General features: G+C 63.6%; 20 protein-coding genes and 4 tRNA genes. 15 read left to right on the top strand and 9 right to left on the bottom strand.

Annotated elements, in window-relative coordinates:
• Window position 1 precedes the first annotated feature (1 nt).
• The 5 genes from thiI (at window position 2) to ABGT73_RS07910 (ending at window position 7,699) form a co-directional block, all read left to right on the top strand.
• A complete protein-coding gene (gene thiI / locus ABGT73_RS07930) occupies window positions 2–1,195 on the top strand; it encodes a tRNA uracil 4-sulfurtransferase ThiI (protein WP_346669249.1) in 1,194 nt (397 codons plus the stop codon).
• The gene (locus tag ABGT73_RS07925) at window positions 1,192–2,493 is read left to right on the top strand and encodes a competence/damage-inducible protein A (RefSeq protein WP_346669248.1); all 1,302 of its coding nucleotides are present in this window, start codon (window positions 1,192–1,194) and stop codon (window positions 2,491–2,493) included. Before thiI ends, ABGT73_RS07925 begins: the two co-directional genes overlap by 4 nt.
• Window positions 2,494–2,514: 21 nt before the next feature.
• Window positions 2,515–5,937, top strand: a complete 3,423-nt coding sequence (locus ABGT73_RS07920; RefSeq protein ID WP_346669247.1) for a SpoIID/LytB domain-containing protein — start codon at window positions 2,515–2,517, stop codon at window positions 5,935–5,937.
• A gap of 109 nt (window positions 5,938–6,046) precedes the next feature.
• Window positions 6,047–7,054, top strand: a complete 1,008-nt coding sequence (locus tag ABGT73_RS07915; protein WP_346669246.1) for an asparaginase — start codon at window positions 6,047–6,049, stop codon at window positions 7,052–7,054.
• Between the two features lie 24 nt (window positions 7,055–7,078).
• Window positions 7,079–7,699 (top strand): hypothetical protein, encoded by a 621-nt coding sequence (locus tag ABGT73_RS07910; protein ID WP_346669245.1) that lies wholly within the window; start codon window positions 7,079–7,081, stop codon window positions 7,697–7,699.
• A gap of 98 nt (window positions 7,700–7,797) precedes the next feature.
• On the opposite strand, the gene ABGT73_RS07905 is transcribed toward ABGT73_RS07910, so the two are convergent.
• The 4 genes from ABGT73_RS07905 to ABGT73_RS07890 form a co-directional block, all read right to left on the bottom strand.
• Window positions 7,798–7,888, bottom strand: a tRNA-Ser gene (locus ABGT73_RS07905).
• A 39-nt stretch (window positions 7,889–7,927) separates the two neighbouring features.
• Window positions 7,928–8,018: transfer RNA gene (locus ABGT73_RS07900), tRNA-Ser, on the bottom strand.
• Between the two features lie 78 nt (window positions 8,019–8,096).
• Window positions 8,097–8,828 carry an HAAS signaling domain-containing protein gene (locus ABGT73_RS07895; protein WP_346669244.1) on the bottom strand — a complete coding sequence of 244 codons (732 nt, stop codon included), beginning with the start codon at window positions 8,826–8,828 and terminating at the stop codon, window positions 8,097–8,099.
• A complete protein-coding gene (locus ABGT73_RS07890; RefSeq protein WP_346669243.1) occupies window positions 8,825–9,190 on the bottom strand; it encodes a helix-turn-helix transcriptional regulator in 366 nt (121 codons plus the stop codon). The genes ABGT73_RS07895 and ABGT73_RS07890 overlap by 4 nt, the downstream gene beginning before the upstream one ends.
• 149 nt (window positions 9,191–9,339) lie before the next feature.
• Between ABGT73_RS07890 and ABGT73_RS07885 the strand changes: the two genes are divergently transcribed.
• Window positions 9,340–10,737, top strand: coding sequence for a Sapep family Mn(2+)-dependent dipeptidase (locus ABGT73_RS07885; RefSeq protein WP_346669242.1), 1,398 nt, complete (start codon window positions 9,340–9,342; stop codon window positions 10,735–10,737).
• Window positions 10,738–10,793: 56 nt separating this feature from the next.
• Here the strand turns inward: ABGT73_RS07885 and ABGT73_RS07880 are convergent, their stop codons facing one another.
• On the bottom strand, window positions 10,794–10,928 hold the full coding sequence (locus ABGT73_RS07880) for a hypothetical protein (RefSeq protein ID WP_346669241.1): 135 nt from the start codon (window positions 10,926–10,928) through the stop codon (window positions 10,794–10,796).
• 277 nt (window positions 10,929–11,205) lie between these two features.
• Here ABGT73_RS07880 and rsxC point away from each other — a divergent pair, with 277 nt between their 5' ends.
• The 9 genes from rsxC (at window position 11,206) to ABGT73_RS07835 (ending at window position 18,071) form a co-directional block, all read left to right on the top strand.
• On the top strand, window positions 11,206–12,543 hold the full coding sequence (gene rsxC, locus ABGT73_RS07875) for an electron transport complex subunit RsxC (protein ID WP_346669240.1): 1,338 nt from the start codon (window positions 11,206–11,208) through the stop codon (window positions 12,541–12,543).
• Window positions 12,544–12,545: 2 nt separating this feature from the next.
• Window positions 12,546–13,514, top strand: coding sequence for an RnfABCDGE type electron transport complex subunit D (locus ABGT73_RS07870; RefSeq protein ID WP_346669239.1), 969 nt, complete (start codon window positions 12,546–12,548; stop codon window positions 13,512–13,514).
• Entirely contained in the window at window positions 13,514–14,089 is a 576-nt protein-coding gene (locus ABGT73_RS07865; RefSeq protein ID WP_346669238.1) for an FMN-binding protein, read from the top strand. Before ABGT73_RS07870 ends, ABGT73_RS07865 begins: the two co-directional genes overlap by 1 nt.
• A 2-nt stretch (window positions 14,090–14,091) precedes the next feature.
• A complete protein-coding gene (locus tag ABGT73_RS07860) occupies window positions 14,092–14,784 on the top strand; it encodes an electron transport complex subunit E (protein ID WP_346669237.1) in 693 nt (230 codons plus the stop codon).
• A complete protein-coding gene (locus ABGT73_RS07855; RefSeq protein WP_346669236.1) occupies window positions 14,781–15,422 on the top strand; it encodes an Rnf-Nqr domain containing protein in 642 nt (213 codons plus the stop codon). The genes ABGT73_RS07860 and ABGT73_RS07855 overlap by 4 nt, the downstream gene beginning before the upstream one ends.
• A gap of 18 nt (window positions 15,423–15,440) precedes the next feature.
• Entirely contained in the window at window positions 15,441–16,277 is an 837-nt protein-coding gene (locus ABGT73_RS07850) for an RnfABCDGE type electron transport complex subunit B (protein ID WP_346669235.1), read from the top strand.
• 152 nt (window positions 16,278–16,429) lie between these two features.
• The gene (locus ABGT73_RS07845) at window positions 16,430–17,584 is read left to right on the top strand and encodes an FprA family A-type flavoprotein (RefSeq protein ID WP_346669234.1); all 1,155 of its coding nucleotides are present in this window, start codon (window positions 16,430–16,432) and stop codon (window positions 17,582–17,584) included.
• A gap of 76 nt (window positions 17,585–17,660) precedes the next feature.
• Window positions 17,661–17,737, top strand: a tRNA-Val gene (locus ABGT73_RS07840).
• Window positions 17,738–17,995: 258 nt separating this feature from the next.
• Window positions 17,996–18,071: transfer RNA gene (locus tag ABGT73_RS07835), tRNA-Ala, on the top strand.
• Window positions 18,072–18,174: 103 nt separating this feature from the next.
• On the opposite strand, the gene ABGT73_RS07830 is transcribed toward ABGT73_RS07835, so the two are convergent.
• The 4 genes from ABGT73_RS07830 to ABGT73_RS07815 all read right to left on the bottom strand — a co-directional run bounded on the left by ABGT73_RS07830 (window position 18,175) and on the right by ABGT73_RS07815 (window position 23,383).
• Window positions 18,175–19,758, bottom strand: coding sequence for a UDP-glucose--hexose-1-phosphate uridylyltransferase (locus ABGT73_RS07830; RefSeq protein ID WP_346669233.1), 1,584 nt, complete (start codon window positions 19,756–19,758; stop codon window positions 18,175–18,177).
• A gap of 118 nt (window positions 19,759–19,876) precedes the next feature.
• The gene (locus ABGT73_RS07825) at window positions 19,877–21,226 is read right to left on the bottom strand and encodes an SH3 domain-containing protein (RefSeq protein WP_346669232.1); all 1,350 of its coding nucleotides are present in this window, start codon (window positions 21,224–21,226) and stop codon (window positions 19,877–19,879) included.
• Between the two features lie 134 nt (window positions 21,227–21,360).
• Window positions 21,361–22,290 (bottom strand): sugar phosphate nucleotidyltransferase, encoded by a 930-nt coding sequence (locus ABGT73_RS07820; protein WP_346669231.1) that lies wholly within the window; start codon window positions 22,288–22,290, stop codon window positions 21,361–21,363.
• A gap of 61 nt (window positions 22,291–22,351) precedes the next feature.
• Window positions 22,352–23,383, bottom strand: a complete 1,032-nt coding sequence (locus ABGT73_RS07815; protein ID WP_346669230.1) for an RING finger protein — start codon at window positions 23,381–23,383, stop codon at window positions 22,352–22,354.
• Window positions 23,384–23,556: the final 173 nt, after the last annotated feature.

Raw genomic sequence — 23,556 nt, 5'->3', positions numbered from 1 at the left:
CATGAAAGAGATTATTCTGGCCTACCAGGGGGAGATGACCCTCAAGGGCCTGAACCGCGGCAAGTTCGAAGCACGGCTTGCCAAGATCATCCGCTGGCGGCTGGAACCGCTGGGCAAGTTCAAAGTATACCAGGCCCAGAGCACGGTTTTTATCGAACCGCTGGAGGACGACCTGGATATGGACGAGGCGTTCCGCCGCGTCTCCCGGGTGTTCGGCATCGTCAAAATGAGCCGCGCCGTGGAGTGCGGCAAGGAGTTTGAGGCCATCTGTGAGACGGCGGAGGCCTACCTGGGCCAGGCGCTGCGGGGAGTACGCACCTTCAAGGTGGAGGCCAAGCGTGCCGACAAGTCCTATCCGCTGAAGAGCCCCGAAATCTGCCGGGAGCTGGGCGCCTACCTGCTGGATAAGCACCACCATCTGCGGGTGGATGTGCACCATCCCCAGCTGGAGATCATGGTGGAGATCCGCGACCACGCGGCCTACGTCCACGGCCCCAAGGTGGAGGCCGCCGGCGGTTTGCCGGTGGGCACCAGCGGCCGGGCGCTGAACCTGCTTTCGGGCGGCATCGACAGCCCGGTGGCGGCCTGGTGCATGGCGCGCCGGGGCCTGGCGCTGCATCACATCCACTTTGCCAGCCCGCCCTACACCAGCCTGCGGGCCAAACTGAAGGTGGAAAAGCTGGCCAAAGAACTGGTGGAATACACCGGCAACTGCACGCTGTTTGTGGTGCCCTACACCAAACCCCAGGAATACATCCGGGACCACGCCCCCGACGTGCTGTTCACCGTGCTGATGCGCCGCAGCATGCTGCGCATCGCCAACCAGGTGGCCACCAAACTGGAACTGCAGGCGCTGATCACCGGCGAGAGCCTGGCCCAGGTGGCCAGCCAGACGATGGCGGCTATGGTCTGCACCGACGCCGCCCAGGACCTGCCGGTGCTGCGGCCCTGCATCGGTATGGACAAGACCGAGATCATCGCCCTCTCCCGCAAGATCGGCACCTTTGATACCTCCATCGAGCCCTACGAGGACTGCTGCACCATCTTCACGCCGCCCCATCCCAAGACCAACCCCACGCTGGCCGAGATTCTGGCGGCGGAGGAGGGTATGCCCGACCTGCGGGCGCTGGAGAGTGAGGCCGCTGAAAACGTGGAGAAGATTGCCATCCGCATGGGGGAGGAGGACTTGCTGTGACGGCAGAGATCATCTGTGTGGGCACCGAGCTGCTGCTGGGGGATATCCTCAACACCAACGCCCAGTTCTTGAGCCGGGAACTGGCCGAGCTGGGCATCAGTGTGCTCCACCAGCATGTGATCGGGGATAACCCCGAGCGTCTGCGGGATCTCGTGAACCGGGCACGGCAGCGCAGCGACCTGCTGGTGTTTTCCGGCGGGCTGGGCCCCACCGAGGACGACCTGACCAAGGAGACGGTGGCCCAGGCTTTCGGCGATACGCTGCACTTTGACGAGGAGGAATGGCAGAAGATTCTCGCCTTCTTCGCCCGCACCAACCGCAAGCCCACCCCCAACAACCGCAAACAGGCCATGGTGCCCACCATCGGCCATAAGATCGTCAATGACTTCGGCACCGCCCCCGGCGCCTGGTTTGAGGACAGCACCGGCCACTGCGCCGTGCTCATGCCCGGGGTGCCCCGGGAGATGAAGGGGATGTGGACCCAGCAGATCCGCCCGGCACTGCAGAAGCGCCAGAACTGCACGATCCACTCCCACACGCTGCGGGTGCTGGGGGGCGAGAGCAGCATTGCCACCAAGGTGGCGCCCCTCTTTGAGAGCACCAACCCCACGGCGGCCATCTACTGCAAGACGGGGGAGAGCGAGATCCGCATCACCGCCCGGGAAGCCACCCCGGAAGCGGCGGAACGCTCCTGCAAGGCCTACCTGCAGAAGTTCCGGGACATCCTGGGGGATGCGGCCTACGATGTGGACGTGCCCGCCCTGGAATACACCGTGGTGCGCATCCTGCGGGAAAAAGGCCTGCACGCCGCCACGGCGGAAAGCTGCACCGGCGGCATGATCGCCCAGCGGCTCACCAACGTGCCAGGCTCCAGCGAGGTGTTCGGCTACGGCTTTGTCACCTACGCCGAGGCCGCCAAACAGAAACTGCTGGGGGTGGACGCCGCCCTCATCGAACAATACAACGTGGTGTCCGGCCCGGTGGCGGTGGCCATGGCCTTCGGTGCCGCCCGGGCTTCCGGCGCGGAGCTGGCGGTGGGCATCACCGGCCTGGCGGGCCCCGGCGGGGCGCTGCCCGGCAAACCGGTGGGCACCGTCTACCTGGCGGGGGCGGACGCCCGCACCAACCGGGGCTGGCTGCTGCGGCTGGTCCTGGGCGGCTACCACGAGCGCAGCATCATCCGCGCCCGGGCAGCCCTGTATGCCCTGGACCTTTTGCGGCGGATGGCACTGGAACTGCCGGTGCCGGACGGCATGGCCGTCACGCCCCAGACGCCGCCCCAGGAGAGCAACATCTGAGTACCGAAAGAAAGGCAGATCATGGTCAACACACAACTCAAAATTTTGCGCGTATTCGGCCCCACCGCGGCCGAAGTGTCGGCTGTGCTGCGGCAGATCCGTGACGACGGCTGCCCGGGGCTGCGCCTGCTGGAACGGGACGGAGAATTCGCCGTCTGCGTCCAGGTGAGTGCGCCCAACCGGGCCATGGCCGAACAGTACTGCGAGAAATGGGTGCAGCGCCTGCGCGCCAAATTCGGCGACGACGTATTCGGCACGGGGGAGACCAGCCTGGCCCAGGCAACGCTGGACCTGATGCTGCAGAAGCGGAAGCTGCTGGTGGCGGTGGACGAAACCACCGGCCGTCTGGTGGGCAGCCTGCTGCAGCCGCTGTCCCACAGCGAGGCGGTGTTTGACTTCGGTACCGAGAGCTATGCGGACCCCCAGCGGGAGCGCCAGATCAAGGTGCCGCCCCAGCTGCTGAAGAAATTCCCCGGCGATGTGGTCCAGGCGGCCGCGGGCCGGGCGGTGTCGGCCATGCAGGTCACCGGCGCCGACTTTGCGGCGGCCTACATGCCGGCCACCGTGGGGCAGTGTCCCTTTGTGCTGATCTGCGACCGCCACGGCGCCGTGGCCTGTGCGCTGCCGCCCGAACTCAGCGATGCGGCCATCGGCAACCAGATTCTCGATCTGCTGCGCCGCCGCATGCAGGGGCTGCGGCTGACCGATTCCTGCATCACCTTCCGCCCCGGGCGGGAACATCCGCTGCTGCTGGTGTCCGAGGCAGGGCGGGAGCGGGGCAACACGGTGCGGTTTTCGCTGCGCCGCCGCACCCCCGCCACCCAGGACGCCGACCACACGGCGGATTTTGAGCCGATGATGGACTTTGATACGGCGGAGCCGGAGAGCCCGCCCGCCTATACGGCCCCCCGGCCGGCCGCCCATACGGCGCGCCAGCCCGCGGTGGACACGGCCCCCACCGGCACCATCCAGTTCGAGACCGATCTGGACACGGCGGGCAGCGACAACACCGACCCCATGAACATCCGCACCGCCGGCCCCCAGGCGGCCACGGCAGCGCGCCGCCGCCGCACCCGGGAAACGGAAAACTACGATACGCCGCTTTATCCTTCCGGGCAGAAGGACCCGGCACCCTCCCTGCTGGACGGGGATGTGCCGGATTTCTCGGCGGAACTGGATCCCCAGGCCCTGGCAGCGGCCCAGGCGGCCGATGAAGCCGATGCCGCCGCCGGCCGCACCACCACGGCGGAGGATTTCACCAAGGCGGCCACCCGGCTGTTCTCGGAGGAGGACGAGGCTGAACTGGCAGCTGCCCAGAGCCGTCGCCGCCCGGCCAAAAAGGAACCCGCAGCGCGGGTCCGTTCCGACGCGCCCGCGGCGTCCAGCATCAAGAACCGGAGCCTTGCCATCATCGAGCGCACCGAGCGCCGTCGCCGCCGCACCGTGACGATGATCCTCATCGTCATCCTGCTGCTGATTCTGGCCGGCGTGGGGGCGCTGTGGTGGTTCTTCCGCAACGACCTGGGCACCCGCCCGGCAGCCAAGAATTACGGCACCACGGTGTACGACGACACGGCGGAGAGCTACCTGGCCAACGCCCTGGAGAAACGTCCCGGCGCGGTGGGCTACCTGGGCTGGCCCGGGCTGGACGGCACGCTGGTCTACGCAGCAGGCACCCAGCCCGGCACCGGGGAAAACGCGGTTCCGGCCGTGCTGACCCGCTTTGCCACGGCTAGCAACCTGGACCAGGCCACGGCGGGCAACACCGTACTGGAATGCACCGGCGACAGCTACGCGTCGCTGGCCCAGGAGGATGTCATCAAGGAAAACAGCGGCTTTACCCTCTACCTGCAAAGCGGCACCTACCGCTTCAAGGTGGTGGCGGTCTACTACCTGGACCCCGCCGAGGAAGGGGAGGGCGCCTTCGATCTGTACGGCAGCACCGACCTGTCCAACTATTACGACTACCTGTCCTTTGTGGCGGGCATCCAGGCCCGCAGCCTGTGGCAGACCAACGTGGAGTTCGGCGACGACTCCCACTTCCTGACGCTGACCAGCACCACCAGTGAGCAGGGCGTTCTGCTCTGCGTCACGGGACGGCTCATCGACGAGGACGAGGCCGCGGCGCTGGACGGCGCCTCCATCACGGCGGCGGAAGAACCGCTGCTGACGGCGCTGCAGTATCAGCGCAAGGACCAGCCCATGCCCGCGGTGAGCAGTCTGCTCAGCGCCAGCGTGGACCGGTATGCCCAGCAGAGCGCCGCCAGTGCGGCCAACCGCAACAACGGCGCCCAGCAGGAGGAGGAAACCTCCGGCAGCAATCTGGACGACAAGATCGCCGACATGCAGTCCCAGACCGACGCCATCCTGGCCAGCACCGACAAGCTGCTGGCAGGCCTGACCGACGTGGCGGGCTCCGGCAACGAATCGGAGTCCGATCTGAACCAGGGCGCCGAGGGCGGTCTGCCGGAACAGACGGTGACGGTGGATCAGGTGGTGGCCACCCCCACGCCGGCGCCCACCGAAACGCCCACCGAGGCACCTTCGGAGTCGGCCTCCAGTGAGGGCGGCGACAGCTCTTCTTCCACCGATTCCGGCAGTTCCGGCGATTCCGGGAACACCTCCTCCGGCGGCGACACCATCAATGTGACGATGAACGGCACCGCCCAGACCATGGACCTGGTGCAGTGCCTGGCCATGGTGGCCCAGAACGAGCTGGGGCCCAACGCCCCGGCGGAAGCCTACAAGGCCCAGTGCGTGGCCACCCACTGCTGGATTCTCAGCCAGTCGGGGTACCCGTCGGTGGCGGGCACCACGCCCGGTGCCACGGCCCTGGCGGCTGCCCAGGAAGTGGCCCGCGTGCTGATTACTTACAACGGCCAGGTCTGCTTTACGCCCTATTTCGCTTCGGCCAGCACCGGCACCGCTTCGGCGGCTGATGTGTGGGGCAATGACCGCCCCTGGCTGCAGGCGGTGGACAGCCCCTACGACCAGTCGGTGGCCAGCAACTGGAACACCAACGGCAACAGCAGCGGCACGGCCCGGTTCTCCCGCCAGACGCTGCAGGACCGCATCAAGTCCGAGCTGGGCATTGATCTGTCCGGCGTGGACCCCAACAACTGGTTCAAGATCCTTTCGGCCAACCAGTACGGCTGGGTGGCCAAGATCCAGGTGGGCCCCGACGGCAACAGCGAGACGGTCAGCGGACGCTGGTTCCGCGAGAACCTGCTGGCCCGCCAGAGCGTGGACGGCCGCAGCCTGCGCAGCCAGTGCTTTACCGTCAGCTATGACGCCGGCATGGACTGCTTTATCTTCGATGTGTATGGCTACGGTCACGGCTGCGGCATGAGCCAGTGGGGCGCCATCGGATACGCCCAGAACGGCTGGGGGTATCAGGACATCCTGCTGCACTACTACCCCGGCACCACCATCACCACCTACTGATACAACCAACGCCCGCCCGGCAACATCCGGGCGGGTTTGCTGTGTGCCACAGCGACAAAACAAGGAACATTCCCGTGCGGCACCGCTGCAGGGAAGGGAAGGAACCATCATGAAGAAGATCCTGATGCTGGCCACCGGCGGCACCATCGCCACGCTGAAAACAGAGGAGGGCAAGGTTCCCCAGCTGACCAGCCGGGAACTGCTGCGCACGGTGCCCGAGATCCAGGAAATCTGCCAGGTGGAAACGCGGCAGCTCTTTCAGCTGGACAGCACCAACGTACATCCCGAACACTGGAAGACCATCGCCCGGGCCATTCTGGAAGCCTATGATGACTATGACGGTTTTGTCATCACCCACGGCACCGATACCATGGCCTATACAGCGGCGGCCCTGAGCTATATGCTGCCCGGCGCACGCAAACCCATCGTGCTGACGGGGGCTCAGAACTCCATCGGCGACCGGGAGACCGACGGCCGCCGCAACCTGCTGGATGCCTTCCTCTATGCTTCCTCCCGCTGCGCCTGGGGCGTGACCATCGTCTTTGACGGCCAGGTCATGCTGGGCACCCGGGCCAAAAAGCTGCGCACCAAGAGTTACCACGCCTTCTCCAGCATCGGCTACCCCGAGGTGGCCCGCATCCGGGACCGGAAGGTCTACCCGGTGCTGCCCATGCCGGAGGGACTGGGCCGTCCTGCGGCCAACCTGGAACTGGACCCGTCGGTCTTTGTGCTCAAGCTGATCCCCGGCATCCGGCCCGATGTGCTGCGGTTGCTCCGCCCGGCCTACCATGCCCTGATTGTGGAAGGGTTCGGCGTGGGCGGCGTGCCCTACTACGCCACGGCGGATTTTGCCCGGGAGGTGGGCGCCTGGATGGAGGCCGGCAAGGTGGTCATCATGACCACCCAGGTGATCTACGAGGGCAGCGACATGAGCGTTTACCAGGTGGGCCACCAGATCAAGCAGACCTACGGCGTCATCGAGGCCTACGACATGACGCTGGAGGCGGTGGTGACCAAGACAATGCATCTGCTGCCCCAGTGCCGGGACCTGGCGGATTTCCGCACCAGGTTCCTTACACCGGTGGCCAGTGACATTCTGCTGCCGGCAGGGGAGTAAGCCGCTGCCCAGGAGGCGAAGCCCATGAAAAAGGCAAAAACTGTCTGCCGATGGCTGCTCATCGCCCTGTGTCTGGGGGAGGTGGCGGCCTGCAGCCTCTTTTCCGTGACAGGCATCGTGGGGCTGTGCATCGCGGTGCTGGCCCTGCCCTTGGCGCCGGTCCGTGCCCTTTGGAAGAGGATCCTGCCGCCGGACGCACCGCGCTTTGCCAAGGAGGCTATTCTGGCAGCTGCGACGCTGGTCATGCTGGCCGCCGTACCTGCACCGATATCCGAAGGGCAGGCCGCGCAGGCGGCACCGCAGCCCTCCGCGATGGAAGATGCTGTACCTGCCCCCACGGCCGCAGCATCTCCCACGGCGTCGCCGGCCACTTCACAGGAGCCGGCGCCAACCGCGACGGCCGAACCCACCGTTCAGCCTGTGGAGACGGCCACCCCGGCACCGACCCCGGACGAGGATGGGAAAACAGATGCAGCACAGGAATATGGATTGCCGCAGGGGGATACCGTGTATGTGGCGGGCAGCGGCAACGGCAGTAAGTACCACACCGACCCCAACTGCAGCCGGATGCAGGACGCCGTGCCCATGACCCGCGCCCAGGCGGAAAGCCGCGGCTATACGCCCTGCAGCAAATGCTGCGGGTAATTCCTGCAAACAAAAGAGCCCTGTCGGCAAGACAGGGCTCTTGAACTTTATAAAAAATCAAAAACCGCGAACATCTTACGATGCATCGCGGGTTTTGTTGGCGGAGTAAGAGAGATTTGAACTCTCGCGGCCCTTTCGGACCCTACGCCCTTAGCAGGGGCGCCTCTTCGACCTCTTGAGTATTACTCCACAAGTCAAAGTGATAATCTATTCACTTGTTATACAAAATGGCGGAGAGGATGGGATTCGAACCCATGGTCCGCTCACGCGAATCGCTGGTTTTCAAGACCAGTTCCATAAACCACTCGGACACCTCTCCACAGTGGCTGCCGCCAAATGCGAGTATTATTTTAGCATGGAAAGCCGGGGTTGTCAACCCCGGCTTTCATTTTTTTCTTCAATTTTTTTCCACGCTATGCTCAGCCGCCTTTTTGGTCCGGCGCCGGTCCCAGATGGCCCAGGCCAATACGGCGGCGCAGAGCCATTCGCCGTTGCGGAAAAATCCGGTGAGCAGCGCCCAGCAGGCGGCACCCAGTTGGGCCGTGGGCAGCTGGCCGGTGTAGGCCACCACCCCCAGCTCCATGATGACGATACACAGCGGCAGTAGTCCCAGGCCGCAGAGCAGCAGGGAAGCGCCCCCGCCCTGCCCGGAACGGGGACGCCGCCAGACAGGCAGCAGAAACCCGCCGGCACAGCCCAGCAGCCAGGGGAAAATGCTCACCAAGTTTTGATTCGGGGAGGCAGTCACGTAGATGCTGGTGGGACCGTCCGCGCCGCCGATCACTCCCACGGAGGTTGCCCCGCCCGGGGCGAGCAGGCCGGGCAGCACCGCCAGCGCCGCCACCAGAACGGCCGCCGCCACAAAAGCCCACCGCCAACGGCGGTCGAGGCGCGGCGCCCCGAAGGCTGCATTGAACTGGGCGGCCACCTGGGCGGGGGTGCCCAGCTCCGCCATGATCTGCTCGTCGCTCTGGCCACTTTCCCGGCGGCTCTCAAAGTCCCCGGCCAGCTCGGTCATGATGCGCAGCCGCGTTGGGCCGTCCACCCGCAGTCGCCGCTCTATGGCGTTCATGTACCGCTTGACGGGGGGCAGGATGTCGATGGTGGTGTTTCCGATTTTCCGTTTCATGATGGGTCCCTCCTCAGATATTGGTCCACACAGGCTGCAAAGCGGTGCCAGGCGGCGGTCTCCCGGGCCAGTACGGCCTGCCCGGTTTCGGTGATGGAATAGACCCGGCGCGGCACCCGGCCCTGGGGCCTGGCCTGGTCCGGGCTGTTCCAGGCCGAGGTGATGCAGCCCTCCTCCTCCAGCCGGTAGAGAATGGGGTAGAGGGTGCCTTCCTTCAATTCCAGAAGGCCGCCGCTGCTCTCCCGCAGGCGCACGATCAGTTGGTAGCCGTGGCCGGGGGCGTCGGACAAAAGCCGCAGCACCAGCATTTCCAGCACGCCCTTTTTCAGTTGCTGTGCAAAACGCTGCTCACTGTCTGCCACCTGCAATCCTCCTTTCTAAATGTTTAGCATTGCTAAATACTATATATCACAAAATAAACCGGCTGTCAAGGCGGGCGGGCAAAGCCTTTACATTTTATTTGGCTGTGCTATACTAAGGGCAACCTACATTGATTTTGGGAGGTACTTCCATGAACGATCCGCGTTGGGCGTCCATCGACGCCTTTGCTGAACAGAACCGCGAGAATATCCTGCGGGACATCACCCGCCTGGTGGCGGTGCCCAGTGTGGAGGGCACGCCGGAGCCGGGGGCTCCCTTCGGCGCCGGGCCCAAGGCCGCCCTGGACAAGGCCCTGGAGATCGCCGCCGAGCTGGGCCTGCAGACCCATAATGCCGACGGCTACATCGGCTGGGCCGAGACCGGCCCCATTGGGGAGGGCCAGAAATTCCTGGCCACCATCACCCATGTGGACGTGGTGCCGGAGGGCAACGGCTGGGACGCCGACCCCTACACCGTGCGGGTGAAAGACGGCTGGCTGCTGGGCCGCGGCGTGGCGGACGACAAGGGCCCCGGCATCCTCTGCCTGTACGCGCTGAAATACCTCAAGGACAACGGCGTGGCGCTGAAGTACCCCGTGCGCGCGCTGCTGGGCGCCAACGAGGAGACCAACATGCATGACGTGGACTACTACGCCGAGCACTACCCCATGCCGGCCTTCTGCTTCACGCCGGACGCCGAATTCCCGGTGTGCAACGGCGAGAAGGGCGGCTTCAACGGTGAGTTCGTCAGCCCCAAACTGGAAAAGGGCGCCATCCTGGACTTTGCAGGCGGTGTGGCCCGCAACGCGGTGCCCAACCAGGCCAGCTGCACGGTGCGGGTGGCCCCCGAGGCCGTCAAGCTCACCGAAGGTGTGACCGCCGAGGCAGGGGAGAACGGCACCACGGTGCTGCACGGCTGGGGCAAGAGCGGCCACGCGGCCATGCCGGCGGGCACGGTGAACGCCATCGCCCTGCTGGTGGACTGCCTGCTGGCCAACGACTTCTGCACGCCCCAGGAGCGGGCCTACCTGGAGGTGCTGCACACGCTGCACGCCTCCACCGACGGCAGCGCCCTGGGCATTGCGGCCAACGACGGGCTGTTTGACCCGCTGACCATCATCGGCGGCACCATCGAGATGCAGGACGGTGTGATCCGCCAGAGCTTTGACTGCCGGTATCCCACCAACACCGACCCCGACAAGATGACCGCTGCCCTGGAGAAGGTCTGCGGCGACGCGGCCCATCTGGAGCATCTGACCAGCAAGGTGCCCTTCTACATCGAGGCGGACAGCCCCGCCATCCAGACGCTGATCACCACCTACAACGAGGTGACGGGGGAGAACAAGACCCCCTTCACCATGGGCGGCGGCACCTATGCGCGGCACTTCCCCTACGCGGTGAGCTTCGGCCCGGAGCACACCGACCTGGCCATTCCGGATTTTGCCGGCCCCATGCACGGTGCCAACGAGGGCGCGCCCTTTGAGAAGCTGATGGAAGCGCTGAAGATCTATATTCTGGCGCTGCTCCGCCTGCAGGAGATCGACCTGTAAAACCTGTATATACAAAAATACCGCTCCGGCATCCCTGCCGGGGCGGTTTTGCGATTTCAGGAGGAATGGCTGTACAGCGTCAGGTAGCGGGCGCGGCGACGGCGTTTGTGCCGCCGGCACAGCAGTGCGGTCAGAGCCAGCAGCCCGCCGGCCGCGGCCAGCAGAGCCAGGATTTTGGCAAGATGTTTCATAGCTGCCTCCTTTATAAAATGACGGCCAAACGATGATATCCTTATCATACCATACCCGGCGGCGGGATGCAAACATTGTACATCCTTTGCGACATTTGCGTAAATTGTTGCAGAAATTGCGGGATTGGACAAAATCCCCCCAGTTGCCAAAAACCACGCCTTGACTTGCCGTGGCAACATGGTAAAATGATGGAGTATACATGGGGTATTGTCGGACGAGGCTGGCCTGCCGGCTCCGCGGCGATGCCCGAAATAACAAGGAAATGGGGGAAATAGCTTGTTCAAGTCCCTAAAGCGTTCGGCCAAAGGCGCGAGCGTGCCGCATGTGAAGGCGACAGCAGGACAGCCGACCGTCAAGATGCCGGTGCCCGAGCATGTCATCATTCCCATGTCGATGCACATCGGCGCACCGGCGGAACCTGTCGTCAAGAAGGGCGACACTGTCATGGTTGGCACGCTGATCGGCAAAGCCAGCGGCTTTGTCAGCGCCAACATTCACTCCAGCGTATCCGGCACGGTGCAGGATGTGGCACCCATGCGGATGGTCAACGGTGCAATGACCACCGCGGTGGCCATCAAGACGGACGGTCAGCAGACCATTGACCCGGCCTGTGTACCGCCCACCGTCACCGACAAAGCCAGCCTGCTGGCGGCCATTCAGGCCTGCGGTCTGGTGGGCGTGGGCGGCGCCGGATTCCCGACCCATGTGAAGCTGGCCGCCGACACTGTCGACACGCTGCTCATCAACGCGGCGGAGTGCGAGCCCTACCTGACCACCGACTGCCGGGAAATGCTGGAATGCAGCGATACCATCATCTCGGGCATTGCCGCCGTGATGAAGTACTGCAACATTCCCAACTGCATCATCGGCATCGAGCGCAACAAACCCGAGTGCATCGACCAGATGTATTCTCTGACCCGGAATATGCCGGGCGTCAGCGTCAAACCGCTGCCCACCCGCTATCCCCAGGGCGCCGAGAAGACGCTGGTGGAGACCTGCACCGGCCGGGAAGTCCCCCAGGTGGGCCCCTCCGGCAAGGCGGGCCTGCCCGCCGACGTGGGCTGCATCATCATGAACGTGACCAGCGTGTCCACCCTGGGCAAGTACCTCAAGACCGGCATGCCGCTGATCACCAAGCGCGTCACGGTGGAGGGCGACGCCATCGTCAAGCCCCAGAACGTGGAAGTGCCCATCGGCACGCTGTACCGGGATGTGATCGAGGCCTGCGGCGGCATCAAGCCCGACGTGGAGCTGGGCAAGATCATCTTCGGCGGCCCCATGATGGGCGGCGCTGCGCCCAGCGCGGATTTCCCCGTGCTGAAGCAGAACAACGGCCTGCTGCTCTTCAGCAAACAGGCGGCCAACCTGCCCGAAGCCTCCGCCTGCATCCGCTGCGGCCGCTGCATCGACGCCTGCCCCATGGGTCTGGAGCCCGTTGTGGTGGCGGAAGCCTTCAACAACAAGGACTTTGCGGCCCTCAAGGCCCGCTGCGTGGATCTCTGCGTGGCCTGCGGCAGCTGCAGCTATGCCTGCCCGGCCAAGCGCCCCGTCAGCCAGACCATGACGCTGGCCAAGGCGTGGTATCTCTCTGAAGTGCGGAAAGGAGGCAAATAACCATGGAAGATCGTCTGCTGGTAACCGCCTCGCCGCATATCCGGGACCATTCCACCACCCGCGGCCTCATGGGCTATGTTGTCATCGCCCTGCTGCCCTGCGTGCTGGCCTCGGCCCTGATTTTCGGCGTGCAGGCGCTGGTGCAGGTGGTCGTCACCACCTTTGCCTGCGTGGCGTTTGAATATCTGTACGAAATCCTGACCCATAAACAGAACACGGTGGGGGATCTCTCCGCCGTGGTCACCGGCATTATCCTGGCCCTCAACATGCCGGTGGGCATGCCGCTGTGGATCGCGGTGGTGGGCGCCTTTGTGGCCATCGTCATCACCAAGCAGCTGTTCGGCGGCATTGGCTACAACTTCGCCAACCCCGCCCTGGTGGGCCGTATCGTGCTGTTCCTGGGCTTCACCGCCCGCATGACGGCCTACGTCTACCCCGATATGGCGGTGGATGCCCTGGCTTCCGCCACGCCGCTCTCCTCCTCGGTGGACCTGGGCGCCGTCAAGTTCCTGGATATGTTCCTGGGCCTGCACGGCGGCATGCTGGGTGAAACCTGCGTGCTGGCCATCCTGGCCGGTTTTGCCATTCTGCTGGCCACCGGCACCGTTCAGGCCACCATTCCGGTGAGCATCGTGGCCACCTGCTACATCCTGACGCTGCTCTACACCCGGGACCCCTACGTGGCCCTGATGGAGTGCATGGCGGGCGGCCTTCTGTTCGGCGCGGTCTTCATGGCCACCGACTACGTCACCAGCCCGTTCACGACGAAGGGCAAGCTGTTCTACGGCATCTTCATCGGCCTGGTGACCTTCCTCATCCGCCACTTCGCCAGCATGAATGAGGGCATGAGCTTCGCCATTCTGCTGGGCAACCTCATGGTGCCCTGGTTCAACGCCTGGGGCCATCAGGTGCCGCTGGGCTACAAGAAAGCCAAAAAAGCAAAAGCCAAAAAGGAAGGGGGTGCTGACTGATGGCGAACAACCAGACTCCGGAAAAGCAGAGCGCCTTCAAGGAACTGGTGCTGCCGGTCATCGTGCTGGTGGTCATCTGCCTGGTGTGCAGCGCCCTGCTGGCGGTCCTCAATGACGTGACCGCCCCCATCATCGACGCCAACACCAAGGCCGAGACGCTGGCCGCCTATCTGTCGGTGCTGCCCGAGGGTACCACCGACGCCGACCTCACCGAAGTGACCGACATCACCACTCCCGACGTGGAGGGCGCTGTCACCACCAGCGCGGGTGCCGCGGCGGTCAAGGCGGTTGCCTCCGGCTATTCCGGCAAGGATGTCACCGTCTATGTGGCCTTTGACATGGACGGCACCATCTCCAACATCAGCGTGGACGCTTCCACCCAGACCACCGGCATCGGCTCCAAGGTGGCCGACGAGAGCTTCACCTCCGGCTTCATTGGCTGGAACGGGGGAGCGGTCTCCAGCGGCAACCCGGTGGACGGCGTGGCCAGCGCCACCTATTCCAGCAATGCGGTCTTTACTGCCGTGAACGCGGCCATCGACTGCTATACCAACGAAATCAAAGGGGGTATGTAACGATGGCGGAAAAACCGAGCAAGTGGAAAGTCTTTACCGCGGGTATCATCCGTGAGAACCCCGTGCTGCGCCTGGTGCTGGGCTGCTGCTCCGCCCTGGCCGTCACCACCACCGTTTCCGGCGCCGTGGGCATGGGCCTGTCCATGACCTTCGTGCTGGTCTGCTCCAACATTGTCATTTCGGCGCTGCGCAAGGTCATCCCCGGCAAGGTGCATCTGCCCTGCTACATCGTCATCATCGCCACTTTCGTCACGGTGGTGCAGATGGTGCTGCAGGCCTTTGTGCCGGAACTGTACAAGTCGCTGGGCGTTTTCCTGGCGCTGATCGTCGTCAACTGCATCATCCTCGGCCGTGCCGAGATGTTTGCCTGCAAGAACACCGTGGTGGATTCCGCCCTGGACGGTCTGGGCATGGGCATCGGCTACATCCTGACCATGACCCTCATGTCCTCCATCCGTGAGATCATCGGCAGCGGCAGCTGGCTGGGCATCACCATCATTCCCGAGAGCGTCGACCGCATGACCATCATGAACTCGGCGCCCGGCGGTTTCTTCGTCTTCGGCTGCCTGATGGCCGGCTGTGTCTGGCTGGAGCGCAAGCTGAACAAGCCCATCGAGCGCAAGACCTGCGGCGACGTGATGCTGGAACAGATCGATGCCGCCAAGACCGAGCAGAAAGGGGGCGCTGAAGCATGAGTTCCCAGATTGCAACCTTTGCCACCATCTTCTTCAGCATGATCCTGGTCAATAACTACGTGCTGGTGCAGTTCCTGGGCATCTGCCCCTTCCTGGGCGTTTCCAAGAAGCTGGATTCTTCGGTGGGCATGGGCATGGCCGTCATTGCGGTCATGGTCATCGCCACGGCGGTCACCTTCCCGCTGCAGATCTTCCTGCTGGATGCCTTTAACCTGGGCTACATGCAGACCATCATCTTCATTCTGGTCATCGCCGTGCTGGTCCAGCTCATTGAAATCACCCTGAAGCGCTACGTCCCGGCCCTGTACCAGTCGCTGGGCGTCTACCTGCCGCTCATCACCACCAACTGCTGCGTGCTGGGCGTGACCATCCTGGCCGTGCAGGACTACTCCGCCATCGTGGAGGCCTCCGGCTTCGGTCTGGCTTACGCTGAGGCGCTGATCTGCGCGGCGGGCGCCGGTGTGGGCTTCCTGGTGGCCATGCTGCTCTTCTGCGGCGTGCGCCAGCGGGTGGAAAACTCCAACCCGCCGGAGAGCTTCAAGGGCCTGCCCATCACGCTGGTTTCGGCGGCCATCACCTCGCTGAGCTTCATGGGCTTCGGCGGCCTGGTGGAGAACATCATCAACGCGATTCTGTGAGAAAGGGGAATACGGAAAATGAACCCGATCGTATTTGCTATCGTGGTGCTGGTGGTGCTGGGCCTGATCGGCGGCTTTATTCTGGTGCTGGCCTCCAAGTTCATGGCGGTGTATGAGGACCCGCGCATCGCCCAGGTGACCGAATGCCTGGCCGGTGCCAACTGCGGCGGCTGTGGCTATGCCGGCTGTGCCGACTACGCCAAGGCCATCGTGGAGGACGGCGCGCCCACCTACAAGTGCGCTCCCGGCGGCGACAAAGCCACCGACGCCATCAACCGCATCATGGGCGCCGAGGAGACCGACCGTCCCAGCATGCGGGCCACGGTGATTTGTGCCGGCGGCGAGAACTGCGGCAAGCGGTTCGACTACAAGGGCATCCAGACCTGCGCCGCCGCGGCAGCGGTGGCCGGCGGCCCCAGCGCCTGCTCCTACGGCTGCCTGGGCCTGGGGGACTGCACCCGCGCCTGCAAGTTTGACGCCATCCATGTGGTCAAGGGTGTGGCGGTTGTGGACCGCAGCAAGTGCACCGGCTGCACAGCCTGCACGGCGGTCTGCCCGCGCAAGGTCATCCAGATGAAGCCCATTGCCCCCCAGCCCGCCGTCAAGTGCTCCAACAAGGACAAGGGCGCCCTGGTCAACAAGACCTGCAAGGTGGGCTGTATTGCCTGTGGGCTGTGCGTGCGCAACTGCCCGCAGCAGGCCATCTTCCTCAAGGACAACGTGGCTGTTATCGACTACACCAAGTGCAATGGCTGCGGTACCTGTGCGACCAAGTGCCCCAAGAAAGCCATCCAGTGGGTGGAAAGCGCCCCCCGTCCCATGGACGCAGAGGTGCCGGCCCCCGAGGTGCGCTGACAGATACTGCAAGATTCCCTGTGCTTCCCGCACAGGGAATCTTTTTTGCGTTTGCAGGAATTTTTTGCAAAAACAGGGGGACAGAACGGCAGAAGTATGGTATACTGTCTTCTGTAGGTGAATTTGTAAGAATTTCAGGGAGGTTTACCACAATGGAAATCACCAAGGATATTTTGTACGTAGGCGTCAACGATCATGACGTGGACCTGTTCGAAGGGCAGTACAAGGTGCCCAACGGCATGGCATACAATTCCTATCTGATTCAGGACGAGAAAGTGGCAGTCATGGATTCCGTTGACGCCCATTTTACCGATGCCTGGCTGACCAACATTGCGGCAATCCTGGGCGGCCGCACGCCGGATTACCTGGTGGTGCAGCACATGGAGCCCGACCATTCCGGCTCGGTGTACGCCTTTGCCCAGGCCTACCCGGAGGCGAAGATCGTGGCTTCCTCCAAGGCTGTCGCCATCATGCAGCAGTTCTTTGACATCGACTTCACCAGCCGCAGCGTCATCGTCAAGGAAGGGGACACCCTGGAGCTGGGCAAGCATACCCTGCACTTTGTCACCGCCCCCATGGTGCACTGGCCGGAAGTCATCATGACCTATGACGCCGCCGACAAGGTGCTGTTCAGCGCCGACGCCTTCGGCAAGTTCGGCGCCCTGGATGTGGAGGAGCCCTGGCTGCCCGAAGCCCGCCGTTACTACATCGGCATTGTGGGCAAGTACGGCATGCAGGTGCAGGCTGTGCTGAAGAAGGCTGCCGGCCTGGACATCGAGACGGTCTGCTCGCTCCATGGCCCGGTGCTGCACAAGGAGCAGCTGGCCGACGTGCTGGCGGCCTACGATACCTGGAGCGCCTACCGTCCCGAGACGGAGGGCGTGCTGGTGGCCTACAGCTCCATTTACGGCCACACCAAGCAGGCGGCCGAGGAGCTGGGCGACAAGCTGCGCGCCAACGGCGTGGACGTGACGGTGATGGATCTGGCCCGCTGTGATATGGCCGAGGCGGTGGCCCAGGCGTTCCGCTACAGCAAGCTGGTGCTGGCCTCTCCGACGTACAACGGCGAGGTCTTCCCGTTCACCCGCAGCTTCATCGAGCATCTCACCGAGCGCAATTACCAGAACCGCACGGTGGCCATCATCGAGAACGGCACCTGGGCGCCCACGGCCGGCCGTGTGATGCGCAAGATGCTGGAGAACAGCAAGAACCTGACCATCCTGGATGAGACGGTCAGCATCAAGAGCGCGCTGAACGAGGCGAGCCGTGCCCAGCTGGATGCCCTGGTGGCCGCGCTGAGCAAGTAATTTCCCGAAAATATCCAAAAATGGGGTTGACAAAACGGAGTGAATGCCGTATAATAATCAGCGTTGACCCCGTTATGGATGATTAGCTCAGCTGGTTAGAGCGCTGCGTTCACATCGCAGAGGTCGAGGGTTCGAGTCCCCCATCCTCCACCATATTTGAATCCGGATCCTTGAATGGATCCGGATTTTTTTGTTGTTCCCTTTGGGATGGCCCGGCGGTGCAGGGCATCGGAAAACGCAGGTCTGCCTGGCCAAGGTTGCGCAGGAGCAAAACGGGTCGTTTTGAAGGATCGGCTGGAAACCGCGGGAAGGCAAAAAAGGAATCAAGAGAAAAAACTCGAAAAAGTGCTTGACAAAAAGGGAAAAGGCTGCTATACTAATAAAGCTGTCAGCGATGACGGCAAGACCTGTGGGGGTGTAGCTCACCTGGGAGAGCGCCTGCATGGCATGCAGGAGGTAAGGGGTTCGATCCCCCTCATCTCCACCACAAAACTCCGGACCAAGTGGTTCGGAGCTTTTTTGTTGCAGAAAAAGCAGCACAAAAAATCCAGGAAGGCATTGCCTTCCCGGATTTTTGTTTTGTCAGGAAATCACAGAGCCCGGAAGCCCACGCTCTGCATGAAGCGCAGGAAGGCATCCTGGCCATTGCGGTCCTGTTTGAAGACGCCGGCGTTCTCCAGCACGTGGCTGAAGACGGTGCCGATCTCCTGCTTGACGGCGTTGTTGGCCTCCTGGGGAGCCATGGAGGTGCCGTATTTGGCGATCAGCTGGTCAATCCAGTCGGCGTGGACCGCCAGGGGAGAGCCCTCCTCCCGGCTGGTGTTGGGGCGCTGGCCGGACAGGATCTCGGCAATCTGGGCGCCCTGGTCCTTCAGGCGGGCGGGCAGGATGGCCAGACCCATGACCTCAATGAGGCCGATGTTTTCCTTCTTGATGTTGTGGTATTCCTTGTGGGGATGGAAGATGCCGTCGGGGTATTCCTCGCTGGTGCGGTTGTTGCGCAGCGCCAGGTCCAGGATGTAGCCGTCCTTCTCATCGTAGTGCAGGATGGGGGTGACGGTGTTGTGGAGGGTATCCCCGGTATGGGAGAGGATGCCCACGCTCTCGTCGCTGTAGTTGCGCCAGGCGGTGAGGATGTTGTTGGCCACGATCTGGGTCTGCTGGCTGCTGCGGCCGATCAGCCGCACGGTGGACACCGGCCAGTTGAGGATACCGGCCCGGACACCGGGATAGCGGATATCGGTCATGGGGACGGCGATGGAAGCCTTCTGCATGGGGAAGACGTAGCGGCCGCCCTGGAAGTGGCTGTGGCTCAGGATGCTGCCGCCCACGATGGGCAGGTCGGCGTTGGAGCCGCAGGTGTAGTGGGGGAACTGGGAGACAAAGTCGAAGATCTCCGCCAGGGTCTGGCGGTCCATCTCCATGGGCTTGTGGGTCTCGTGGAGCATGATGCAGTGCTCATGGAAGTAGGCGTAGGGGCTGTACTGCAGGTAGAACTGCTGGCCGGCCAGCGTGATGGGTACGATGCGGTGGGTCTGGCGGGCCGGGAAGTTGATGCGCCCGGCATAGCCGATGTTCTCCTTGCAGAGCATGCAGGCGGGGTAGCCGGACTTGGGCTGCAGCCGCTCCAGGGCGATGGTTTTGGGGTCCTTTTCCGGCTTGGTCAGGTTGATGGTGATCTCCAGATCGCCGTAGGGGCTGGCGGAATTCCACTGGATGTTCTTGGCGATCTGGGTCGTGCGGATGTAGTTGGAGACGACGCACAGGTCGTAGAACCAGTCGGTGGCCGCCTTGGCGCCCTTGCGCTCGTAGAGTTTCTTGAACTTCTTGCAGACTTCGCTCTCCCGGGGCATCAGGGCGCCCATCAGGCGGGTCTCGAAGTTGATGCGGTACTGGGGCACCGTGCCGTCAAACAGATCTTTCTGGGAGGCCAATTCCACCATCTCATCCAGCAGGGCAGCGGGCGTCTCGGGGTTCTCCTTGGGCGGTTTGCTGTCGCTGGGAGCCTGCAGGGCCAGAAGATCCAGCAGCGTGTTGCGCGCCACCAGCACATCCAGGTCCTTGATGAGTTTGTGCTTGCGTCCAAAACGCAGCAGCCGCTCCACGTCCAAAGCCAGACGGGCGTCGCGCTGTTCCGGAGTCAAGGCGTTGCGGTCCATTTCGTTCATTGCCATAATAGCCCTCCTGTAGCGGTGTGTTTTCGGTTCTTTTGTACTAACCATACCGCAAAAATCCTCCGTTTTCCATAGCACTGCGTGTCAAGGTTTTGCAGTTTTCATGCACAGTGCACAGCTATTTCAGGTATTCGGTGCTGACCCAGCCCAGCGGACGGTCCTGCCAGGCTACGAAGATCCAGCCGTCCGTGGCGCTGCTGCGCCCCAGCTGGGTTACGGGGGACCCGGGCGGCAGACTGTCCACCTTGTCATAGTCCACACCGGGACCGGCGCGGACGTTCAGGTTGTCGTAGGAGATGGTCCGGTAGGTGGGCTGGTACCGCTCGGGCTGGCAGATATCGGGAAATACCAGATCAATGGGAACGTGCTGCAGCGGGTCCCAGGTGTCGGCCCCTTCGGGGGCTGCGCTGGCGGCGGGGGCGCTGGGCACCGTGAAGCCATGCCAGCCGTCGGCCAGCTTGATCCACCCCAGCCGTCCGTCCCAGGCAAGGCCGTCGTAGGCGCAGGGGACGAACTCCTGGCCGGCGCTGTCCAGCAGGCCGTACCGGCCGTCCCGGCAGACCGCCGCATAGCCGTTGAGCAGGGGGGAAGCCAGGAAATTGCCGTTCCAGATATCGCTGTAGACCCCTTCGTAGGCAGGGGCGGTGACCTCCCGGCCCTGCTGGTCCAGATAGACCCACCGGCTGCCCCGCTTGGCCGCCGCCAGCAAAGCGCCGTCCAGGAAGGGCTGTGCCTGCTGGTATTCGTAGTTGTTCAGCGGTGTGCCGTCGATGGTGCGGTAGCGGTAGGTTTCCTCCTGGTACTGGTCGGGCACCTCGCCCCACTCCTCGCTCACCAGCACGGCGTCCCGGGTGGGAAAACAGTTGCTGTAATCTGCCTGCTGTGCCGGCGCAATGTGGGTGGGCAGGCTGGGCCCCAGACTGCCGATGTAGGCGCACATCTGGCCGCGGTCGGTCAGCCAGAGATAGTACTCATACCCGGGGCCGCAGTGGGCCATGTCGCAGACCATCCCCTCCCCGATGGAGGCAAGATACCAGGAAGTCTCCTCCCAGTAGGCTGCGTCGGTATCCCCCTTGCTCAGAATCCAGGCGGGATAGCGCGGCGCGCCGTCGGAACAAAGCGCCACCGGCCGGTCGAAGGTGCAGGGCAGCACCTCGCTGCCGTCGTTGCGCAGCAGGCCCCACTGGCCGTCCCGGCTGGCGGTGAAGTAGCCGGGGGCCGGTTCGTTCCAGACGGAAAACCGGCAGACCAGCCGGATGTTGTCATAGTCCAGCACCCCCCGGTCCAGGGGTTCCAACCCGGCGGGCAGCGTGGTACTGGCCCCGGCACTCTCCCCGGTGGCAGTCTCGGCGGTTTCGGCGGTCTGGGCGCCCGCCGTCGCGTCCGGCGGCGGGGCGGATTCCCCGGGAGCGGGGGTACAGGCACAGAGCAGCAGACACAGGGACAAAAGCAGCGTACAGCGCTTCATGGGAGGCACCACCTTTCCGGGCGCAAAAGCTGTCGATTTCAGCAGTACTCTTTTCTTTATTGTCGCATGTTGCCGGGCGGATGTCAATGAAAAATCCCCTGCCGGAAAGGCCCGGCAGGGGAGAGAAGGCATGCTTATTTTTTCAGGTCGCTGAACAGGTCCTTGCGGTAGACACCGTCGGCCACCAGCTTGGCAAAACTGTCAATGACAATCTGCTTGTCCTCGGCGTAGGTGACGCCGAACCACTTGTCGTGGGTGGGCAGCACCTTGACGCTGACCTTGCCGGCCTGCAGCAATTCGTCGATGTAGATGGGCAGCAGGTACTCGGCCTTCAGCGGGTTGGCCGGGGCGGATTTCTCGAAGAACTCCACGAAGCCGGACTCCAGCAGGTCCACGAAGGCGGGGGTCAGGCCCCACATGTTCATGGATACCAGACTGTTGATATCGATGGACTTGCCGCCGGCCGCGGCGCCGTCGGCGGTCTTTTCGATGCCGCTGGTCTCCAGCACGCCGGTCAGGTAGTGCTCGTCGTTCATCTGGCAGATGCCCCGGGTCACGGCGCCGTTGTCGCTGAGGGTGTTCTTCAGCACAAAACCGGCCATGCAGAGCTTGCCGGGCTGGGCGGGATCATACCCCTGCAGGAAGTCGTGCAGCTGCACAAAGGCTTCCTTGCCGTAGTAGTCGTCGGCGTTGATCACCGCAAAGGGCTCCTGCAGGATGCCCTTGCAGGCCAGCACGGCCTGGCCGGTGCCCCAGGGCTTGGTGCGTCCCTCGGGCACGGAGAAACCGGCGGGCACATCCTCCAGCGCCTGGAAGGCGTAGGCCGTTTCCACGCCCAGCGCCTTGCAGGTGGCCTCGATGCGGTCGCCGATGGCCTCCTTGAAGGCCTCCTCGATGTCGTGACGGATGATGAAGACGATCTTGTCAAAACCGGCCTCGATGGCATCGTGGATGGAATAGTCCATGATGATCTCGCCGTTGGGGCCGACAGCCGCCAGCTGTTTGATGCCGCCGCCGAAGCGGGAGCCGATGCCGGCCGCCATGATTACCAGTGCCGTTTTCATAGAAATCCTCCTACTTTCTATCCTTTTGCGGAGCGGACCGCGTGCGGTCCGCCCTGCGGGGTTACCAGCGCATGTCGTAGAACAGCAGATTAATCAGCGAGGGGCCTGCCATATAAAGGAAGGCAACCTCCACCAGGCCCACCAGCGCGAAGTACAGGATAGCCGCCAGCACGTTGGTGCCGCCGCTGCGGGAAAGCTCCTGGGTGCGCTCCGGCCCCTCGGGGCAGCGGCTGCAGACCGTCTCGATGCGGTTCTTGGCGTGTTTTTCGTACCAGGACACCGCAAAGAGGGCCAGCACCACGCGCAGCGCCCAGTTGGCGATCTCACCCAAGGTGGCGGCGGCGGGCAGCCAGCCCACCGGCAACGAACCGAAGAAGCCGGGGTTATAGTAGGCCACCACGTCCAGCAGCCCGGGCAGATAGAAGAGCACCGAGAGAATGCCGGTGAGGATGCCCTCCCGCCACATCTTGCGGTAGAGAAGATAGGCGGGCCCGAAGAAGAAGGCCGAGAAGGAGAAGGTGATGCGCCGGCGGGTCTCGCTCATGCGGAAAAACTGCATCAGATAGTACATGGGCGACCGGCCCAGGAAGATGGCCCAGTGCTTGGCCTTGATGCCGTCGATGGCATCCTCGGGGCCCACCTCCCGGCGGTAGATGGTGCCGTCCGCCCCGGCGCCGTAGGCGTCGATGTGAGGGCCCGCGGCCGAGCGGGTGCTGTCACTCCCGGGGGTGTAGGCGCCGGGACGCCGGGCATAGATGGGGCCGTTTTCCTCCGAGGCGGAGGGCTGCTCCCGGGGCGGTTCGTCGGGGCGGGGCAGCGGCACACCGCAGTGGCTGCAGCGGGCCGAACCCGGCTCGTTGTGGGTGCCGCAGTTGGGGCAGATGGCTGCATGGGCCGCCGCCTCGGCTTCGGGGCCGAATTCCGGCTGCCACTCAAAGCCGGCCGCGTGCTCTGACTGATGCAGGCAGGCGCCGACCTTCTGCCAGCAGGCCCGGTGATAGGGGGTGCCGCAGTCGGGGCAAACGACGATGTCGTCATCGTCGGTAAAGACCTGTTCGCAGACAGGACAGTGATTTCCAGTGTAACGTGCCATGTGTAGTGTCCTCCCAATAGCATAGAGCCATTATACCGCATTGAAGCGGTAAATGCAAAGAATTTTCTATGAAGTTTCCCCGTTCCGGCGCCGTTTGGAGGCGGGAATCCCCCTTTACAACCCTCCGGATATGGTTTATACTACTATTATGTGAATTTATGCCAACCAAGGGG

Origin of the sequence: uncultured Subdoligranulum sp. (genome assembly GCF_963931595.1) — a bacterium.
Taxonomy (GTDB): Bacteria; Bacillota; Clostridia; order Oscillospirales; family Ruminococcaceae; genus Gemmiger.
The sequence above is the reverse complement of the archived record's forward strand: the minus strand, read 5'-3'. Positions and strand labels throughout refer to the sequence as shown.

What these genes read in the sequence shown, in the direction of transcription:
- ABGT73_RS07885 (WP_346669242.1), top strand. Translation starts at nt 9,340, where the DNA reads ATGAACGATCCGCGTTGGGCGTCCATCGACGCCTTTGCTGAACAGAAC.
- ABGT73_RS07915 (WP_346669246.1), top strand. Translation starts at nt 6,047, where the DNA reads ATGAAGAAGATCCTGATGCTGGCCACCGGCGGCACCATCGCCACGCTG.
- ABGT73_RS07820 (WP_346669231.1), bottom strand. Translation starts at nt 22,290, where the DNA reads ATGAAAACGGCACTGGTAATCATGGCGGCCGGCATCGGCTCCCGCTTC.
- ABGT73_RS07845 (WP_346669234.1), top strand. Translation starts at nt 16,430, where the DNA reads ATGGAAATCACCAAGGATATTTTGTACGTAGGCGTCAACGATCATGAC.
- ABGT73_RS07910 (WP_346669245.1), top strand. Translation starts at nt 7,079, where the DNA reads ATGAAAAAGGCAAAAACTGTCTGCCGATGGCTGCTCATCGCCCTGTGT.
- ABGT73_RS07865 (WP_346669238.1), top strand. Translation starts at nt 13,514, where the DNA reads ATGGCGAACAACCAGACTCCGGAAAAGCAGAGCGCCTTCAAGGAACTG.
- ABGT73_RS07895 (WP_346669244.1), bottom strand. Translation starts at nt 8,828, where the DNA reads ATGAAACGGAAAATCGGAAACACCACCATCGACATCCTGCCCCCCGTC.
- ABGT73_RS07880 (WP_346669241.1), bottom strand. Translation starts at nt 10,928, where the DNA reads ATGAAACATCTTGCCAAAATCCTGGCTCTGCTGGCCGCGGCCGGCGGG.
- ABGT73_RS07870 (WP_346669239.1), top strand. Translation starts at nt 12,546, where the DNA reads ATGGAAGATCGTCTGCTGGTAACCGCCTCGCCGCATATCCGGGACCAT.
- ABGT73_RS07815 (WP_346669230.1), bottom strand. Translation starts at nt 23,383, where the DNA reads ATGGCACGTTACACTGGAAATCACTGTCCTGTCTGCGAACAGGTCTTT.
- ABGT73_RS07855 (WP_346669236.1), top strand. Translation starts at nt 14,781, where the DNA reads ATGAGTTCCCAGATTGCAACCTTTGCCACCATCTTCTTCAGCATGATC.
- ABGT73_RS07920 (WP_346669247.1), top strand. Translation starts at nt 2,515, where the DNA reads ATGGTCAACACACAACTCAAAATTTTGCGCGTATTCGGCCCCACCGCG.
- ABGT73_RS07825 (WP_346669232.1), bottom strand. Translation starts at nt 21,226, where the DNA reads ATGAAGCGCTGTACGCTGCTTTTGTCCCTGTGTCTGCTGCTCTGTGCC.
- thiI (WP_346669249.1), top strand. Translation starts at nt 2, where the DNA reads ATGAAAGAGATTATTCTGGCCTACCAGGGGGAGATGACCCTCAAGGGC.
- ABGT73_RS07850 (WP_346669235.1), top strand. Translation starts at nt 15,441, where the DNA reads ATGAACCCGATCGTATTTGCTATCGTGGTGCTGGTGGTGCTGGGCCTG.
- ABGT73_RS07860 (WP_346669237.1), top strand. Translation starts at nt 14,092, where the DNA reads ATGGCGGAAAAACCGAGCAAGTGGAAAGTCTTTACCGCGGGTATCATC.
- ABGT73_RS07830 (WP_346669233.1), bottom strand. Translation starts at nt 19,758, where the DNA reads ATGGCAATGAACGAAATGGACCGCAACGCCTTGACTCCGGAACAGCGC.